Origin of the sequence: Rhodococcoides navarretei, from assembly GCF_038069675.1 — a bacterium.
Taxonomy (GTDB): Bacteria; Actinomycetota; Actinomycetes; order Mycobacteriales; family Mycobacteriaceae; genus Rhodococcoides; species Rhodococcoides navarretei.
In genome coordinates this window covers 3,436,683-3,451,279 of record NZ_JBBPCN010000001.1, presented here as the reverse complement: position 1 = coordinate 3,451,279, position 14,597 = coordinate 3,436,683, and the positions used below count along the sequence as shown (strand labels likewise).

Annotated in this window: 19 protein-coding genes; 17 read left to right on the top strand and 2 right to left on the bottom strand. The window is 64.4% G+C overall.

Features of this window, described 5'->3' with window-relative positions; translation table 11 throughout:
* The first annotated feature begins 1 nt into the window (after position 1).
* The 7 genes from rplR to map all read left to right on the top strand — a co-directional run bounded on the left by rplR (position 2) and on the right by map (position 4,736).
* Positions 2–418, top strand: a complete 417-nt coding sequence (gene rplR, locus AABD04_RS16255) for a 50S ribosomal protein L18 (protein WP_032365631.1) — start codon at positions 2–4, stop codon at positions 416–418.
* Positions 419–452: 34 nt separating this feature from the next.
* Complete coding sequence (gene rpsE, locus AABD04_RS16250) at positions 453–1,127, top strand: 30S ribosomal protein S5 (protein WP_032365630.1); 675 nt, start codon at positions 453–455, stop codon at positions 1,125–1,127.
* Positions 1,127–1,306 (top strand): 50S ribosomal protein L30, encoded by a 180-nt coding sequence (gene rpmD, locus AABD04_RS16245; RefSeq protein WP_008718256.1) that lies wholly within the window; start codon positions 1,127–1,129, stop codon positions 1,304–1,306. The genes rpsE and rpmD overlap by 1 nt, the downstream gene beginning before the upstream one ends.
* 2 nt (positions 1,307–1,308) lie before the next feature.
* Positions 1,309–1,752, top strand: a complete 444-nt coding sequence (rplO, locus tag AABD04_RS16240) for a 50S ribosomal protein L15 (protein ID WP_032397532.1) — start codon at positions 1,309–1,311, stop codon at positions 1,750–1,752.
* 313 nt (positions 1,753–2,065) lie between these two features.
* On the top strand, positions 2,066–3,388 hold the full coding sequence (secY, locus tag AABD04_RS16235; RefSeq protein WP_243594743.1) for a preprotein translocase subunit SecY: 1,323 nt from the start codon (positions 2,066–2,068) through the stop codon (positions 3,386–3,388).
* On the top strand, positions 3,385–3,939 hold the full coding sequence (locus tag AABD04_RS16230) for an adenylate kinase (RefSeq protein WP_243594744.1): 555 nt from the start codon (positions 3,385–3,387) through the stop codon (positions 3,937–3,939). The genes secY and AABD04_RS16230 overlap by 4 nt, the downstream gene beginning before the upstream one ends.
* Positions 3,939–4,736 (top strand): type I methionyl aminopeptidase, encoded by a 798-nt coding sequence (map, locus tag AABD04_RS16225; protein ID WP_341441793.1) that lies wholly within the window; start codon positions 3,939–3,941, stop codon positions 4,734–4,736. The genes AABD04_RS16230 and map overlap by 1 nt, the downstream gene beginning before the upstream one ends.
* A gap of 18 nt (positions 4,737–4,754) precedes the next feature.
* Here map and AABD04_RS16220 read toward each other — a convergent pair whose 3' ends face one another.
* Complete coding sequence (locus AABD04_RS16220; RefSeq protein ID WP_243594746.1) at positions 4,755–5,648, bottom strand: glycosyltransferase family 2 protein; 894 nt, start codon at positions 5,646–5,648, stop codon at positions 4,755–4,757.
* Between the two features lie 348 nt (positions 5,649–5,996).
* Between AABD04_RS16220 and infA the strand changes: the two genes are divergently transcribed.
* The 9 genes from infA (at position 5,997) to AABD04_RS16175 (ending at position 11,304) form a co-directional block, all read left to right on the top strand.
* Complete coding sequence (gene infA / locus AABD04_RS16215) at positions 5,997–6,218, top strand: translation initiation factor IF-1 (RefSeq protein ID WP_005140011.1); 222 nt, start codon at positions 5,997–5,999, stop codon at positions 6,216–6,218.
* Positions 6,219–6,307: 89 nt separating this feature from the next.
* Entirely contained in the window at positions 6,308–6,421 is a 114-nt protein-coding gene (gene rpmJ, locus AABD04_RS16210) for a 50S ribosomal protein L36 (protein WP_025347279.1), read from the top strand.
* A gap of 204 nt (positions 6,422–6,625) precedes the next feature.
* Positions 6,626–7,000, top strand: a complete 375-nt coding sequence (gene rpsM, locus AABD04_RS16205; protein ID WP_008718227.1) for a 30S ribosomal protein S13 — start codon at positions 6,626–6,628, stop codon at positions 6,998–7,000.
* Positions 7,000–7,413, top strand: a complete 414-nt coding sequence (gene rpsK / locus AABD04_RS16200) for a 30S ribosomal protein S11 (protein ID WP_027496331.1) — start codon at positions 7,000–7,002, stop codon at positions 7,411–7,413. Before rpsM ends, rpsK begins: the two co-directional genes overlap by 1 nt.
* Before the next feature lie 21 nt (positions 7,414–7,434).
* Positions 7,435–8,040, top strand: a complete 606-nt coding sequence (rpsD, locus tag AABD04_RS16195; RefSeq protein ID WP_032397528.1) for a 30S ribosomal protein S4 — start codon at positions 7,435–7,437, stop codon at positions 8,038–8,040.
* A 99-nt stretch (positions 8,041–8,139) separates the two neighbouring features.
* Positions 8,140–9,204, top strand: coding sequence for a DNA-directed RNA polymerase subunit alpha (locus tag AABD04_RS16190; RefSeq protein ID WP_243594747.1), 1,065 nt, complete (start codon positions 8,140–8,142; stop codon positions 9,202–9,204).
* A 34-nt stretch (positions 9,205–9,238) separates the two neighbouring features.
* Positions 9,239–9,826, top strand: a complete 588-nt coding sequence (rplQ, locus tag AABD04_RS16185; RefSeq protein WP_243594748.1) for a 50S ribosomal protein L17 — start codon at positions 9,239–9,241, stop codon at positions 9,824–9,826.
* Positions 9,827–9,831: 5 nt separating this feature from the next.
* Positions 9,832–10,728: a tRNA pseudouridine(38-40) synthase TruA gene (truA, locus tag AABD04_RS16180; protein ID WP_279395812.1), complete on the top strand. Its 897-nt coding sequence runs from the start codon at positions 9,832–9,834 to the stop codon at positions 10,726–10,728.
* A gap of 30 nt (positions 10,729–10,758) precedes the next feature.
* Entirely contained in the window at positions 10,759–11,304 is a 546-nt protein-coding gene (locus AABD04_RS16175; protein ID WP_341441792.1) for an NADPH-dependent FMN reductase, read from the top strand.
* Between the two features lie 7 nt (positions 11,305–11,311).
* Here AABD04_RS16175 and eccE read toward each other — a convergent pair whose 3' ends face one another.
* A complete protein-coding gene (eccE, locus tag AABD04_RS16170) occupies positions 11,312–13,009 on the bottom strand; it encodes a type VII secretion protein EccE (protein WP_341441791.1) in 1,698 nt (565 codons plus the stop codon).
* Between the two features lie 130 nt (positions 13,010–13,139).
* Between eccE and eccB the strand changes: the two genes are divergently transcribed.
* On the top strand, positions 13,140–14,594 hold the full coding sequence (eccB, locus tag AABD04_RS16165; RefSeq protein WP_341443083.1) for a type VII secretion protein EccB: 1,455 nt from the start codon (positions 13,140–13,142) through the stop codon (positions 14,592–14,594).
* The last annotated feature ends 3 nt before the right edge of the window (positions 14,595–14,597 follow it).

Here is a 14,597-nt window from a genome sequence, read left to right as displayed (position 1 = left end):
TATGAGCCAGCAAACAGCAGACAAGGCGAACGTCGTCAAGCGCACTCCGCGTGGCACCGACGTCTCGACGAAGCGTCGCCTGTCGAAGGCACGTCGTCACTTCCGCCTTCGCAAGAAGATCTCCGGAACGCCCGAGCGTCCTCGCTTGGTCGTCAACCGGTCCTCGCGTCACATCCACGTGCAGTTGATCGACGACCTCGCGGGCCACACGCTTGCAAGTGCATCGAGCATCGAAGCCGATGTGCGCGCACTCGAGGGCGACAAGAAGGCCGTCAGCGCGAAGGTCGGCGAGCTCATCGCCAGCCGCGCGAAGGCAGCCGGCGTCGAGGCAGTCGTGTTCGACCGCGGCGGCAACAACTACAGCGGCCGCATCGCGGCACTCGCAGACGCAGCCCGCGAAGGCGGGTTGACGTTCTGATGATGACAATGACTGACAACGGAAGGACAGCCTGATGCCGGGACGTCAACGGCGTGACGGCGGAAGCGGCCCCGCCGGACAGAACAGTGGCCCCAACGCAGGTGGCGACAACAACCAGCGCGGCGACAACCGCGGTGGTGGCGGTCGCGATCGTCGTGACAACGGCCGTGGCGGCAACGCTGCGGACAAGTCGAACTTCATCGAGAAGGTCGTCACGATCAACCGCGTCTCCAAGGTGGTCAAGGGTGGTCGACGCTTCAGCTTCACCGCCCTGGTCATCGTCGGTGACGGCAACGGACTGGTCGGCGTCGGCTACGGCAAGGCCAAGGAAGTTCCCGCGGCCATCCAGAAGGGTGTCGAGGAAGCTCGCAAGAGCTTCTTCCGCGTCCCGATGATCGCCGGCACCATCACGCACCCCATCCAGGGCGAGGCCGCAGCCGGCGTCGTCATGTTGCGTCCGGCCAGCGCCGGTACCGGCGTCATCGCCGGTGGCGCTGTGCGTGCCGTGCTGGAGTGCGCCGGTGTCCACGACGTGCTGTCGAAGTCGCTCGGTAGCGACAACGCCATCAACGTCGTGCACGCGACCGTCGCAGCCCTCAAGGGTCTGCAGCGTCCCGAGGAAGTTGCGGCTCGCCGCGGCCTGACCCTCGAAGAGGTTGCACCCGCCGGAATGCTGCGCGCACGCGCACAGGCAGGAGCGGTGAAGTAATGGCTCAGCTGAAGGTCACCCAGATCAAGAGCACCATCGGCCAGAAGGCGAACCAGCGTGACAGCCTGCGCACTCTCGGGCTCAAGGGCATCCGCCAGACGGTCGTCCGCGAGGACAACCCGCAGAACCGCGGGCTGGTCAACACGGTGCGCCACCTCGTAACTGTTGAGGAGGTCTAACCATGACCATCAAACTGCACCACCTGCGCCCCGCAGCCGGATCCAAGTCGACGAAGATTCGTGTCGGCCGCGGTGAAGGTGGCAAGCGTGGCAAGACCGCAGGTCGCGGTACCAAGGGAACCGGCGCACGCAAGAACGTGCCGGCACGCTTCGAGGGTGGCCAGATGCCCCTCCACATGCGGCTCCCGAAGCTCAAGGGCTTCACCAACCGCAACCGTGTCGTGTTCCAGGTCGTGAACCTGCGCGACATCGAGCGTCTGTTCCCCGAGGGCGGTCAGATCGGAATCCCCGAGCTCATCGCCAAGGGTGCCGTTCGCAAGAACGAGCCCGTCAAGGTTCTCGGCGACGGAAACCTGACCGTGAAGGTCGAGATCTCGGCCAACAAGTTCACGGGCTCCGCCAAGGAAAAGATCGCCGCTGCCGGCGGTTCTGCAACCGAGGTATGAGCATCGGTTCGATGTGCTGACTAGCAGCGCATCGACCAGCAGTTCGTGACGATGGCCGCAGCCACAGCTCTCGCAGCTGAGCTGCGGCCATCGTTGCCTCGGCACCACGTGCCGTGGTCGACCGAACGGACAGGGTCCAACACTGACCGTCGGGCGGTTCGATACGCACTGTTAGAGTTCTAGAGTTCACAGAAGTTCGTTTCGATGCGGGCGACGCATGTCGCTTGCAGTCCATGCTCGTGAGGCTCACGGGAGCAGCAGTCGCTCCCGACGAAGCACTCGCAGCGTCAATGCAGTCGTGCCAGGAGGATCTTTGCTTTCCGCCTTCGTGTCGGCCCTCAGGACTCCTGACCTGAGACGGAAGATCCTCTTCACGCTCGGTCTGGTCGCCCTGTATCGCTTCGGTGCCACGCTGCCGTCGCCGGGTGTCGACTACGCCAATGTCCGTGCATGCATCGACCAGGTCTCCGGTGGAGATTCGGCGGGGATCTACTCGCTGATCAACCTGTTCTCCGGTGGAGCGCTCCTTCAGCTTTCGGTGTTCGCGATCGGCATCATGCCGTACATCACCGCCAGCATCATCGTGCAGCTGCTGACCGTCGTCATCCCGAAGTTCGAGGAACTCCGCAAGGAGGGGCAGTCGGGACAGGCCAAGATGACGCAGTACACGCGTTATCTGTCGATCGCGTTGGCCATCCTGCAGGCGACCGGCCTGGTGGCGCTCGCCTCACGAGGCCAACTGCTGCAAGGATGCCAGCAGGACATCATCGCCGACCAGAGCATCTTCGGCCTGGTCATCATCGTGCTCGTCATGACCGCAGGTGCAGCCGTCGTCATGTGGTTCGGTGAGGTCATCACCGAGCGCGGCGTCGGCAACGGCATGTCGCTACTGATCTTCGCCGGAATCGCCTCGCGTATCCCGTCCGAGGGCAACTCGATCCTCGAGAGCCGCGGCGGGCTCGTGTTCGGCTTCGTCTGTTTCGCAGCGTTCCTGATCATCAGCGGCGTGGTCTTCGTCGAGCAGGGGCAGCGTCGAATTCCCGTCCAGTACGCCAAGCGCATGGTCGGTCGAAAGATGTACGGCGGCTCGTCCACGTACCTTCCGCTCAAGGTCAATCAGGCCGGCGTCATCCCGGTGATCTTCGCGTCGTCGCTGCTGTACCTGCCGAACCTCATCGCCCAGCTCACGTCTGCGAGCACCGCGGTCGATCCGAGTTGGTGGCAGCGAATCATCAACGAGTACCTGGTGAACCCCGCGAACCCGGTCTACATCGCGATCTTCTTCGGTCTGATCGTCTTCTTCACGTACTTCTACGTGGCGATCACGTTCAACCCCGAAGAGCGCGCCGACGAAATGAAGAAGTTCGGTGGCTTCATCCCCGGCATCCGTCCGGGCAAGCCGACCGCCGACTACCTGAACTACGTCCTCAGTCGCATCACGTTGCCGGGAGCGGTCTACCTGGGCACCATTGCCGTGCTCCCGAACCTGTTCCTCGACATCGGTAGTTCGGGTGGAGGACAGAACCTCCCCTTCGGTGGCACCGCCGTGCTGATCATGGTCAGCGTCGGCCTGGACACCGTGAAGCAAATCGAAAGCCAGCTGATGCAGCGTAACTACGAAGGGTTCCTCAAGTGAGACTTGTTCTGCTCGGTCCCCCCGGTGCCGGCAAAGGCACCCAAGCCGTCCTCCTGTCCGAGAAGCTGGGCGTTCCGCACATCTCGACCGGCGACCTGTTTCGCGCGAACATCGGTGAGAAGACGGCGCTCGGACTCGAAGCGAAGAAGTACCTCGATGCAGGCGACCTGGTTCCCAGTGAGCTGACCATCGACATGGTCCGCAGTCGTCTCGCCGAGCCGGACGCCGTCAACGGCTTCCTGCTCGACGGCTTCCCCCGTTCGGTGGGTCAGGCAGAGGCACTGGTCGGCATCCTGGCGGATCTCGACGCGAAGCTCGACGCCGTACTGTCCTTCGTGGTCGACGAGGACGTCGTCGTCGAACGCATGCTCTCGCGCGGACGCGAGGACGACAAGGAAGACGTCATCCGGAATCGACTCAAGGTGTACCGGGACGAGACTGCTCCTCTGCTCGACTACTACGAGGGTCAACTCGTCACGGTCGACGCGATCGGTGAGGTGGACGAGGTCAACGCTCGCGCGCTGAAGTCCATCGAGGACCACGGCAAGTAATGGCGTTCGGCCGTAAACGCAAGGTCGTGCCGTTCCGCAGTGCCGGCGAACTCGACGCCATGGCTGCGGCCGGCGCGGTCGTCGGCGCTGCTTTGGTTGCCGTCCGGGCAGCGGCGATACCCGGTGTGTCGACACTCGAGCTTGACCGAGTGGCCGAGGCGGTCATTCGTGACGCCGGTGCCGTGCCGTCGTTCCTCGGTTACCACGGCTTCACCGGCAGTATCTGCTCCTCGGTGAACGACCGTGTGGTGCACGGCATTCCATCGGCGGACGAGCTCTTGGTCGCAGGCGATCTGGTGTCCATCGACTGTGGGGCGGTGCTCGACGGTTGGCACGGAGACTCTGCGTGGACGTTCGGCGTCGGAGACATCATCGAGGCCGATGCAATGCTGAGTGAGGCGACGAGGCTGTCGATGGAGGCCGGTATCGCCGCGATGCTTCCCGGCAACCGGCTGACCGACGTGTCACACGCCATCGAATCCGGAACCCACGCGGCCGAGCAGGCGCACGGCCGCACGTACGGAATCGTCGACGGGTACGGCGGTCATGGCATCGGCCGGGAAATGCACATGGAGCCTTTCCTCGCGAACGAAGGCGCGCCCGGCAAAGGACCGGAGCTGGTCGTCGGATCCACCCTCGCGATCGAGCCGATGCTGACCCTCGGTACCTACGACACCGACATCCTCGACGACGGGTGGACGGTCGTGACCACCGACGGGTCCAGGTCCGCGCATTGGGAACACACCGTTGCCGTCACCGAGGACGGGCCGCGGATCCTGACGCTACGACCCAGCTAGCGTCGTACGCGGCCAGGGTCACCAGGCCAACGATCCGTAGCGTCGACCGCCGCGGACCAGGCCGAGGTGCGCAGCCACCAGCCGTAGCCAGAGTCGAGTCGGCAGCTTGGTCACTGCAGTGGGCAGCAGTGGGTTCCTGATGCCGAGTACGAGTAGGGCGACGAGAATCGAGCGGAGCCGAAAAGGCGGGCAACCGTGTATGCGATGAAGTCCACGCACATGCGCCGATCCGTACCCCAGAGCGCCTGCTTGTCTCCAGTTCTCTCGGCGGCCGGTGCGTAGTCGATACGAGACCAACGGTTCGGCGATGAAGTGCATGCGATAGCCCTCGTGCTGTGCCCGCCACGAGAATTCCATGTCCTCGCTCGCGTGGATGTGGTCGAGCATGCCCCCGAGGTGTCGGTAGGTCGACGTGCGGCACGCCATGCTGGCGCCGATGACGAACGGCAGGAATCCGGATTGGCCCTGTTCCGAGGACGGTGCGAACGGTGTGGCTGCACGTGCGGCGTCGGAGTTCAGGGAGTCCGTTTCCAGGCCGGTACCCACCAGGTCGTACTCCTCCAGACAGGCGACGATGCGCCGGAGCCAGCTCGGGTGTACTGCATCGTCGGCGTCGCAGAAGGCGAGCAGTTCGCTGTCGGCGGCGTCTGCTCCGCAGTTGCGTGCGAACGATGCGCCGGGGACTCCCGCGGAATCGACATACTTCAAATCCAGGCTGGTGCGAAGGCAATGGTGTTCGACGTGGTCACGAAGGCCGTCGGTCGAGCCGTTGTCGCTGATGATCACTGTGAAGGAATTCTCGTAGTCCTGTCGAGCGAGGGCTCGAAGTTGATCGTCGAGAACATCCTTGGAGTTGTGAACCGGAATGATGACGGATACGACCGGATCGCCGGTGCGCGTGTCTGAGCTCAAGAGGGGTGCCTTGTAGTCGTCGTCGCGGACATGGCCGCCGCTCCGAGCGCGGGCGGGACGGCCTGTAGTTCTGCGGCTGTGATGCAGCCCGACAGAACGGTAGCTCAGGAAATCGAACTGGGCCAGCCGTGGACCTGGAGCATGGACGCGGGACGCATTTGGCCAGACGTGCATTTCCCGGTAACATAGATCGACGGTGCGCCCTGCGTACCGGATGTTCGCGTGCCCTGGTGGCCTGCGAACCGTTCCGGCGACACATCGGCCCGTTGACTCGGGTCGTTCAGTGGGCATCACGGTAACGGAAACAGATGCAATCAACCAGGTGTGAGAGCCAGGATCGCGGAGGATATGGCCAAGAAAGACGGTGCTATCGAGGTAGAGGGCCGAGTTGTCGAACCGCTGCCCAATGCGATGTTTCGCATTGAGCTCGAAAACGGCCACAAGGTGCTCGCTCACATCAGCGGAAAGATGCGTCAGCACTACATCCGCATCCTTCCCGAGGATCGCGTCGTGGTAGAGCTTTCGCCCTACGACCTCACGCGTGGACGCATCGTTTACCGCTACAAGTAAGAGCTTCCCCGGCCACGTCCGGTCGGGGAGAACCATGCTCGGGGCCACTGCACGCAGCGGGGCCGAGCTACACACAGGAGATCAACGACGTGAAGGTTCAGCCGAGCGTCAAGAAGATCTGCGAAAAGTGCAAGGTGATTCGTCGTAACGGACGCGTCATGGTGATCTGCGACAACCTGCGTCACAAGCAGCGTCAGGGATAACCACCGAGCATTTCGCACGTCGGCTTGGCAAAAGCTAGAAGATGACCTCCCAGCACCAACCGCAACACACGCGTTGCGGCATACCCCCGGCACGGAGGCCGGGGCCCCACTGAGTTGGTTGAAAGACGCTTCGCACCCGAGTGGTGAGAAGGACACAGGGGACGGACTGGGAGCAGACCTCCGGACAAGAAAAGGAAATGCCACATGGCACGTCTCGCAGGTGTGGATCTGCCGCGCGAAAAGCGCATGGAGATCGCACTGACTTACATCTACGGCGTCGGCCGTACCCGCTCCAAGGAAATCCTCACAGCGACGGGCGTCAGCCCCGACCTGCGAAGCAAGGATCTCGGCGACGACGATCTGCGCAAGCTCAGCGATTACATCAACGAGTCCCTCAAGGTCGAGGGCGACCTGCGCCGCGAGGTCCAGGCCGACATCCGCCGCAAGATCGAAATCGGCTGCTACCAGGGTCTTCGCCACCGTCGTGGTCTGCCCGTTCGTGGGCAGCGCACCAAGACCAATGCGCGTACCCGTAAGGGACCCAAGCGCACCATTGCCGGCAAGAAGAAGGCGAAGTAATGCCCCCCAAAGCACGCGGTACCGGTCCGAAGAAGGCGCAGAAGACGCGTCGCAGGGACAAGAAGAACGTCCCGCACGGATCTGCGCACATCAAGAGCACGTTCAACAACACGATCGTGTCGATCACCGACCCCGCCGGAAACGTCATCTCGTGGGCGTCCTCGGGACACGTGGGCTTCAAGGGCTCGCGCAAGTCCACTCCGTTCGCCGCACAGCTCGCAGCCGAGAACGCTGCGCGCAAGGCACAGGAGCACGGCGTCAAGAAGGTCGACGTCTTCGTCAAGGGTCCCGGCTCCGGCCGTGAGACCGCTATCCGCTCGCTTCAGGCCGCTGGCCTCGAGGTCGGCACCATCTCCGATGTCACCCCTCAGCCGCACAACGGCTGCCGTCCGCCCAAGCGGCGTCGGGTCTAGCGGGAAGGAAAGGTTTAGAAAATGGCACGTTATACCGGTCCTATCACCCGCAAGTCGCGTCGTCTGCGCGTCGACCTCGTCGGAGGCGACCAGGCGTTCGAGCGTCGTCCCTACCCGCCCGGCCAGCACGGTCGCGCGCGGATCAAGGAGAGCGAGTACCTGCTCCAGCTGCAGGAGAAGCAGAAGGCTCGCTTCACCTACGGCGTGATGGAGAAGCAGTTCCGTCTGTACTACAAGGAAGCCAACAGGACCGTCGGCAAGACCGGCGAGAACCTGCTGACAATCCTCGAGAGTCGGCTCGACAACGTCGTGTACCGCGCCGGACTGGCACGTACGCGTCGTCAGGCCCGTCAGCTGGTCACGCACGGTCACTTCCTGGTGAACAACAAGCGCGTCGACATCCCCAGCTACCGCGTCTCGCAGTACGACATCATCGACGTCCGCGAGAAGTCCGCGCAGACACTGCCGATCCAGATCGCCCGCGAAAGCTACGGCGACCGTCCCGTCGCCCCGTGGCTGCAGGTCGTGCCCAACCGTCTTCGCATCCTGGTGCACAGGTTGCCGGAGCGCGCACAGATCGATGTGCCGCTCCAGGAGCAGCTCATCGTCGAGTACTACTCGAAGTAAGGCGCAGCACGCATGTGAGTCTCCCCGCGAGGCTCACATGCGTCTTCGCCTCCACACGTGGGCGTCAAATAGCGGACGCCCGTACAGGAGGAACACACAATGCTCATTTCACAGCGCCCGACGTTGACCGAAGAGGTCATCGCCGACAACCGCTCGAAATTCGTCATCGAGCCGCTCGAGCCCGGCTTCGGTTACACACTCGGCAACTCGCTCCGCCGCACCCTGCTGTCGTCGATCCCCGGCGCTGCTGTCACCAGCATCCGTATCGACGGCGTCCTCCACGAATTCACCACCGTCCCCGGAGTGAAGGAAGACGTCACCGACGTCATCCTGAACCTCAAGGGCCTCGTGGTGAGCTCCGAAGAAGACGAACCGGTCACCATGTACGTCCGCAAGCAGGGCCCAGGCGCTGTCACCGCAGGCGACATCGTGCCTCCGGCCGGCGTCACGGTGAACAACCCCGATCTGCACATCGCGACCCTGAACGACAAGGGCAAGTTGGAGATCGAGCTCGTCGTCGAGCGCGGTCGCGGCTACGTCCCCGCCGTCCAGAACAAGGCATCGGGTGCCGAGATCGGCCGTATTCCGGTCGACTCGATCTACTCGCCCGTGCTCAAGGTCACCTACAAGGTGGAGGCCACCCGCGTCGAACAGCGCACCGACTTCGATCGGCTCGTTCTCGACGTGGAGACCAAGAATTCCATCACCGCGCGGGACGCGCTCGCTTCGGCGGGCAAGACCCTGGTTGAGCTCTTCGGCCTCGCCCGTGAGCTGAACGTCGAAGCAGAAGGCATCGAGATCGGACCCTCGCCCGCGGAGGCCGATCACATCGCTTCCTTCGGACTCCCCATCGAGGATCTGGACCTCACCGTCCGGTCCTACAACTGCCTCAAGCGCGAGGGTGTTCACACCGTCGGCGAGTTGGTTGGTCGTACCGAGTCCGATCTGCTCGACATCCGTAACTTCGGGCAGAAGTCCATCGACGAGGTGAAGGTCAAGCTGCACTCGCTCGGCCTCTCCCTCAAGGACAGCCCCGCGTCGTTCGATCCGAGCACCGTGCCTGGCTACGACGCCACCACGGGCACGTGGAGTGACACCGACGCCGGCTCCTTCAGTGATACCGAAGGTGCCGAGCAGGACTACGCCGAGACAGAACAGCTGTAATCAGCTCGCTGGAGCTCTTACTAGGAGATTCATCATGCCCAAGCCCACCAAGGGCCGCCGTCTCGGCGGGTCGGCGTCGCACCAGAAGGCCATCCTGGCCAACCTGGCGACGTCACTCTTCGAGCACGGCCGCATCACCACCACCGAGTCGAAGGCCAAGCGCCTTCGTCCCCACGCCGAGAAGCTCGTCACCCACGCCAAAAAGGGTGATCTGGCGCATCGTCGTGAGGTACTCAAGACGATCAACAACAAAGATGTCGTGCACAAGCTGTTCGCCGAGATCGGGCCTTTCTTCGCCGATCGCGACGGTGGCTACACGCGCATCATCAAGACCGTCCCCCGCAAGGGTGACAACTCGCCGATGGCCATCATCGAGCTCGTCAACGAGCAGACGGTGTCCAACGAAGCCGATCGCGCACGCCGCGTGAAGGCATCGAAGGCTGCTCCCGCCGCAACCGAGGCTCCGGCCGAGGACGCGACCGACGAGAACGTCGTCGAGGCTGTCGAAGCCGACGCGACCGACGCCGAGGTGGCCAACGCCGACGCAGTCATCGACGGCATCGAGGACAACGACGCACACGCGTCGGACGCCCCCGAGGCCGAGGAAGCAAAGAAGGACTAGTCCTTTTGAGCTCCGAGCACGATCGAAGCGGGCCCGCCATTCCCTCAGGGGAAGGCGGGCCCGCTTTTTCGGTACCCACCAGATTTCGGCTCGACATCTCCTACGACGGCACGAACTTCTCCGGATGGGCGCGCCAACCGGGTATCCGCACCGTCTGCGGAGTGCTCGAAGAAGCCTTCTCCACTGTGCTGCGGCAACCGATAGAGCTGACCGTGGCGGGGCGAACCGACGCCGGAGTCCACGCGACGGGACAGGTGGCTCACTTCGATGCCATCGACGTTCCGGTCGATCACGACAGACTGGTCCGGCGAATGGCCCGGTTTCTGCCCACCGATGTTCGAGTGCGGGCCATCAGCACCGTCTCCCGCGATTTCGACGCGCGTTTCTCGGCGTACCGCAGGCACTACGAGTATCGATTCGGTACGGCGCTCTACGGCGTCGACCCCCTCGACGTCGCCGGTGTCGTCTCCTGGCCGAGGCCCATCGATCTGGGCGCGGTGCGGGAGGCATCCGCAAAATTGATCGGTCTGCACGATTTCGCCGCGTTCTGCAAACGACGTGACGGTGCCACCACCGTTCGGGAACTGCAGCGGTTCGACTGGGAGCGCAACGGCGATCGCCTCACCGCGTACGTCAGCGCCGACGCATTCTGCTGGTCCATGGTCCGTAGCCTCGTCGGTGCCATGCAGGCCGTGGGGGAAGGTCGCCGAACTCCCGACTGGGCGCGGTCGCTGTTGACTCGCCGTGAGAGAGCGAGCGAGGTGACGGTGGCTCCGGCACATGGCTTGTCTCTGGTTCGCGTCGACTATCCGCCGGCCGACGAGCTGGCCGCCCGGAACGCGGCCACCCGAGAAGTGCGGTCGGCGATCACCGACGACCAGTGCTGTGGGGGAGAGGGTTGACCGAGCGCTCCCGGGTCTAGTGTCGGAGCGATGCAGCCGATACAGCTCGCGATCGTCGTCGGTAGTGTGCGCGCCGGTCGAGTGGGACCGACCGTCGCGGCCTGGGTACGACGTATCGCCGCCGAGCGCAGCACCGTCGAGGTGGTCGACGTCGACCTGGCCGATTTCGAGTTACCCAATTCCCTCGTCCCGTGCGAGAACTCCGAACGATTCACCAGGACCATCGGCGCTGCCGATGCCTTCGTGCTCGTCACGCCCGAGTACAACCACGGCGTACCCGGTGCGCTGAAGACCGCGCTCGACACGGTCAAGTACGAGTGGCGAGGAAAGCCGGTGGGATTCGTGTCCTACGGCGGGCTCGGCGGAGGTATCCGGGCCACCGAACAACTGCGGCAGATCACCGCCGAACTGCACATGGTCTCCGTTCGGGACGCCGTATCGCTGCACCGGATACGGAAGAGATTCGACAGCGAGGGTGGTATCGACGATCCGGCTGCCGTCGATGCCCTCGGTCGACTGCTCGATCAAATCGAGTGGTGGGCCGGCGCTCGCCACCGCACGGACTATCCCGGCTGAGGTCGAGTCAGGCACGGACCGCAGGACGCAGGCTTCGGGGTCGACCGATGAACGCCGTCTCCTGTGGAATCGTGACCAGCGTCAACTCGACATCGACCGGACCGGATCGAACTCGAACTCGATCACCCGACGCGTGAGGTTGGACGATCGTCAGATCCGGCTCCGATGGTGGCGGGCCCTGCTCCTGCTCACTGCTGCCCCTCTGCGGCGCATGCTCGGTCAAGGTCATCACGGTGATACCTGAAAGTTGTTGCTGCGGAGGCGGTGCCGAGCCGTGAGCGAAGTCGATCAGAATCACGTCGTAGGCCGAGCGGGATCGGGAGTCGTTGCCGTCGACGACCAGAAGTCGATCGGGAGCGTTCATCGCGTCGAGGAGTGCGCGCCAGGCATGTGGGCGGTCGGTCCGAACGATGACCCTGGCCCCGGTGGCGATGGCACGGAAGAGTAGCTGCTGAGCGAGATAGAGCTCCCCGGCGATCCGAACCCGAGCCAGTCCCGGGCCGAACAACCTGACCGCGACACCGTTTCCGCGGGCGTCCGATCCCACCAGTTGGCCGCAACCGCTGACCGGAAGCAAAAACTCGTTCAACGTCGAGACATCGAGAACTGTGCAGGGAGACAGTGAGTCGAGGGCGGGAATCGCCAGGGGGAGTTGCGCGAACATCCCGTCTCGCTGGCTGCCGCTCATCGAGGTCAACGCGCGAACACGGGGCCGGGCCAACGTAGTTCGGGTGACGAATCGGCACGATCCAGAGACCCGCACCTTGTCGGGATCGCGGGCCGGTTGCAGCCGGAACGACATCGTGGTCCCCAGGGACGACGTCGCCCACAGAGTCGAGATGTCCTCGGCAGTGATTGCGCTGCAATCGATTCCGAAACCGGTACTCGACACACCGGGCAAGGGTGCCGTCGACCATGTCTGTGTCAGATCGTCGCTGCTGACGCCCCGGCACATGGCCAGCACAGCAGATCGAAGTTCGGCGCCCGTCGACAACTTCGAGTACTGCCCGTGCGCCCGAAGAGCGCGCTGAATGCGCGTGCTCGCCACCACGGCCGTGCGAGCAGCACCTGCTCTGCCGCCGCCTCTGACATCGATCGCCCGAGCATTGGTGCGCAGATCGAGCGTGACTGCCACCCACACCGTTCGGTCCGCGACCGCCGGTAGCGGACCGATGAGACCCTCGTACACCTCGGTGGCGATCGAACCCGGCGCGCTGCGGAATCCGAGTGCGATGACGTCGATGGAACGTATTTCGATGTCGTGTTGCCGGAGACACGACGCCAACGCGTCGACGGCCAGTACGTGCTGCGTCTCGGCGCTCGCCCGGCCGAGGACAGTGGTGGCGTGCTGTGGCGGCAGGAGCTCGATGGTGCAGGTGACGGTGTCGCGCTGCCAGTGAACGCCGACCGGCCGGCCGGCACGGTCGACGTGTTCGGTGGTGACGCCCACCGCGGGAGAGCGATCGGCGAGGAACCGCCAGATGGCCCGCAGCCAGTGGACGACGGGTCTGCGCCGGACGGCGACGAACGGAACGAGCGCCACCGCACCAGCCGCGAGCAGTGCCCACGTCAGGGGCACCTGTGCTGTCGACAAAGCAAGAATCGTTGCCACCGCTGCTGCCTCGGCCGCGATCACGCGTCGAACCGTGGGCGTGACGAACGGAACGGCGGGCCGCCCGCGCCCTGTGGAATTCGTACGGGTCATCGAAACCTTCCCCCCGAAGGTCGCAGTGCCGTCGATCGCCGCCAACGCGGTCGCCGAGGTGTGCGGACGAACTGTACTGTGTCGCGTGACCCGAGTGGGGATCGGGTCGTCAGCAATCCTGGGGGGAATCGTGGCGTCGACGCCGACAACGAAATGGCAGGTTGGCGGCTACCGCTTTCTGGTGCGCCGAATGGAACACGCGCTGATCAGGCGCGATGCCCGGATGCTGCACGATCCGATGAAGTCGCAGTCGCGGGCGCTCCTGGTGGGCGTCGTGATCGCCTGCATCGGTTTGGCGGGATGCGCTGCGTTGGCGCTGTTTCGGCCCCAGGACAAGATCGGCGACGCCACGATCGTGGTCGGCAAGGATTCGGCCGCGATGTTCGTGAAGGTGGACGAAGTGTTCCACCCGGTGCTCAATCTGGCGTCGGCTCGGCTGATCGTCGGCGCGCCCGACGAACCGTTGACGGTCAAGGAATCCGAGCTCGCGTCACGACCTCGCGGCGCGCTGGTGGGCATTCCCGGGGCACCGTCTGCTCTGCCGCACGACGGCGACGGCATCGCCGCGACGTGGACAGTCTGCGATACCGTCGACCCGATCGCCGGAGTGACCACCACGACCGTTCTGGTGGGTAGCCCTCGCTACGGTGACAACGCGGCTGCGCTCGCCGATTCCGAGGCGTTCCTGTGGACCTCCGGCGGCACCGCCTACCTGGTGCACAACGGCACCAAATCGCCGGTCGACCTGAACAACAGGGCGGTGGTCCGCGCACTGGGACTCGAAGACGCCAGACCATCTCCGGTCAGTGCCGGTCTGCTCAATTCCGTGCCTGCATCGCCGCCCGTCGCGGCACCGTTCATTCCCCGAGCGGGCGAGGCACCCTCGTTCCCTTTCGGCGGTCGAACGGTCGGTTCGGTCGTCAAGGTCGCCGGTCGCGACGTCCAGCACTACGTAGTGCTCGAGGACGGTATTCAGGCGATCAACGAAACTGCGGCACTGCTCATCAAGTTCACCGATTCGCAAGGCAGCCCGGACATCGCAGCCGTCAATCCCGACGTACTCGCAGATGCTCCCAAAACATCGATGGGACTGGCGGTGTCGACGTTTCCCGATACGACGCCCTCGATCGTCGATGCCGGTGAGCGCCCTGTCGGTTGCCTGACGTGGGAGCCGCTCGACGTTGCCGACGGCGGACCGTCGGCTCGAGTGGTCGAGTCGGCAGGCCGCGCGTTGCCGCTCGAGTCCGGGGCCCAACCGGTTGCACTGGCTCAGGCGGACGGCGGGGGTGACGCCGTCGATCAGGCTTACCTCGCACCTGGCAGCGGTGGGTTCGTGCGCAGTACCGGTATCTCGACCTCGAGCACCCGTCAAGGCAGCGTCTTCTTCGTGGCAGACACCGGAGTTCGGTACGGAGTGGATGGCCCCGAGGCCGCGTCGGCGCTCGGGTTCGGACCACCGGCTCCTGCACCCTGGCAGATGCTGCAGTTGCTCGGCAACGGACCCACCCTCGGTCGCGGTCAGGCCTTGACGATGCACGACGGGGTCGCCCCGGACCCGGAGGCTGCGGCACTTCCGACCGAGTAACGG

What these genes read in the sequence shown, in the direction of transcription:
- rpsK (WP_027496331.1), top strand. Translation starts at nt 7,000, where the DNA reads ATGCCCCCCAAAGCACGCGGTACCGGTCCGAAGAAGGCGCAGAAGACG.
- rplO (WP_032397532.1), top strand. Translation starts at nt 1,309, where the DNA reads ATGACCATCAAACTGCACCACCTGCGCCCCGCAGCCGGATCCAAGTCG.
- rpmD (WP_008718256.1), top strand. Translation starts at nt 1,127, where the DNA reads ATGGCTCAGCTGAAGGTCACCCAGATCAAGAGCACCATCGGCCAGAAG.
- rplQ (WP_243594748.1), top strand. Translation starts at nt 9,239, where the DNA reads ATGCCCAAGCCCACCAAGGGCCGCCGTCTCGGCGGGTCGGCGTCGCAC.
- AABD04_RS16175 (WP_341441792.1), top strand. Translation starts at nt 10,759, where the DNA reads ATGCAGCCGATACAGCTCGCGATCGTCGTCGGTAGTGTGCGCGCCGGT.
- infA (WP_005140011.1), top strand. Translation starts at nt 5,997, where the DNA reads ATGGCCAAGAAAGACGGTGCTATCGAGGTAGAGGGCCGAGTTGTCGAA.
- rplR (WP_032365631.1), top strand. Translation starts at nt 2, where the DNA reads ATGAGCCAGCAAACAGCAGACAAGGCGAACGTCGTCAAGCGCACTCCG.
- AABD04_RS16190 (WP_243594747.1), top strand. Translation starts at nt 8,140, where the DNA reads ATGCTCATTTCACAGCGCCCGACGTTGACCGAAGAGGTCATCGCCGAC.
- rpsD (WP_032397528.1), top strand. Translation starts at nt 7,435, where the DNA reads ATGGCACGTTATACCGGTCCTATCACCCGCAAGTCGCGTCGTCTGCGC.
- rpsM (WP_008718227.1), top strand. Translation starts at nt 6,626, where the DNA reads ATGGCACGTCTCGCAGGTGTGGATCTGCCGCGCGAAAAGCGCATGGAG.
- eccE (WP_341441791.1), bottom strand. Translation starts at nt 13,009, where the DNA reads ATGACCCGTACGAATTCCACAGGGCGCGGGCGGCCCGCCGTTCCGTTC.
- map (WP_341441793.1), top strand. Translation starts at nt 3,939, where the DNA reads ATGGCGTTCGGCCGTAAACGCAAGGTCGTGCCGTTCCGCAGTGCCGGC.
- rpsE (WP_032365630.1), top strand. Translation starts at nt 453, where the DNA reads ATGCCGGGACGTCAACGGCGTGACGGCGGAAGCGGCCCCGCCGGACAG.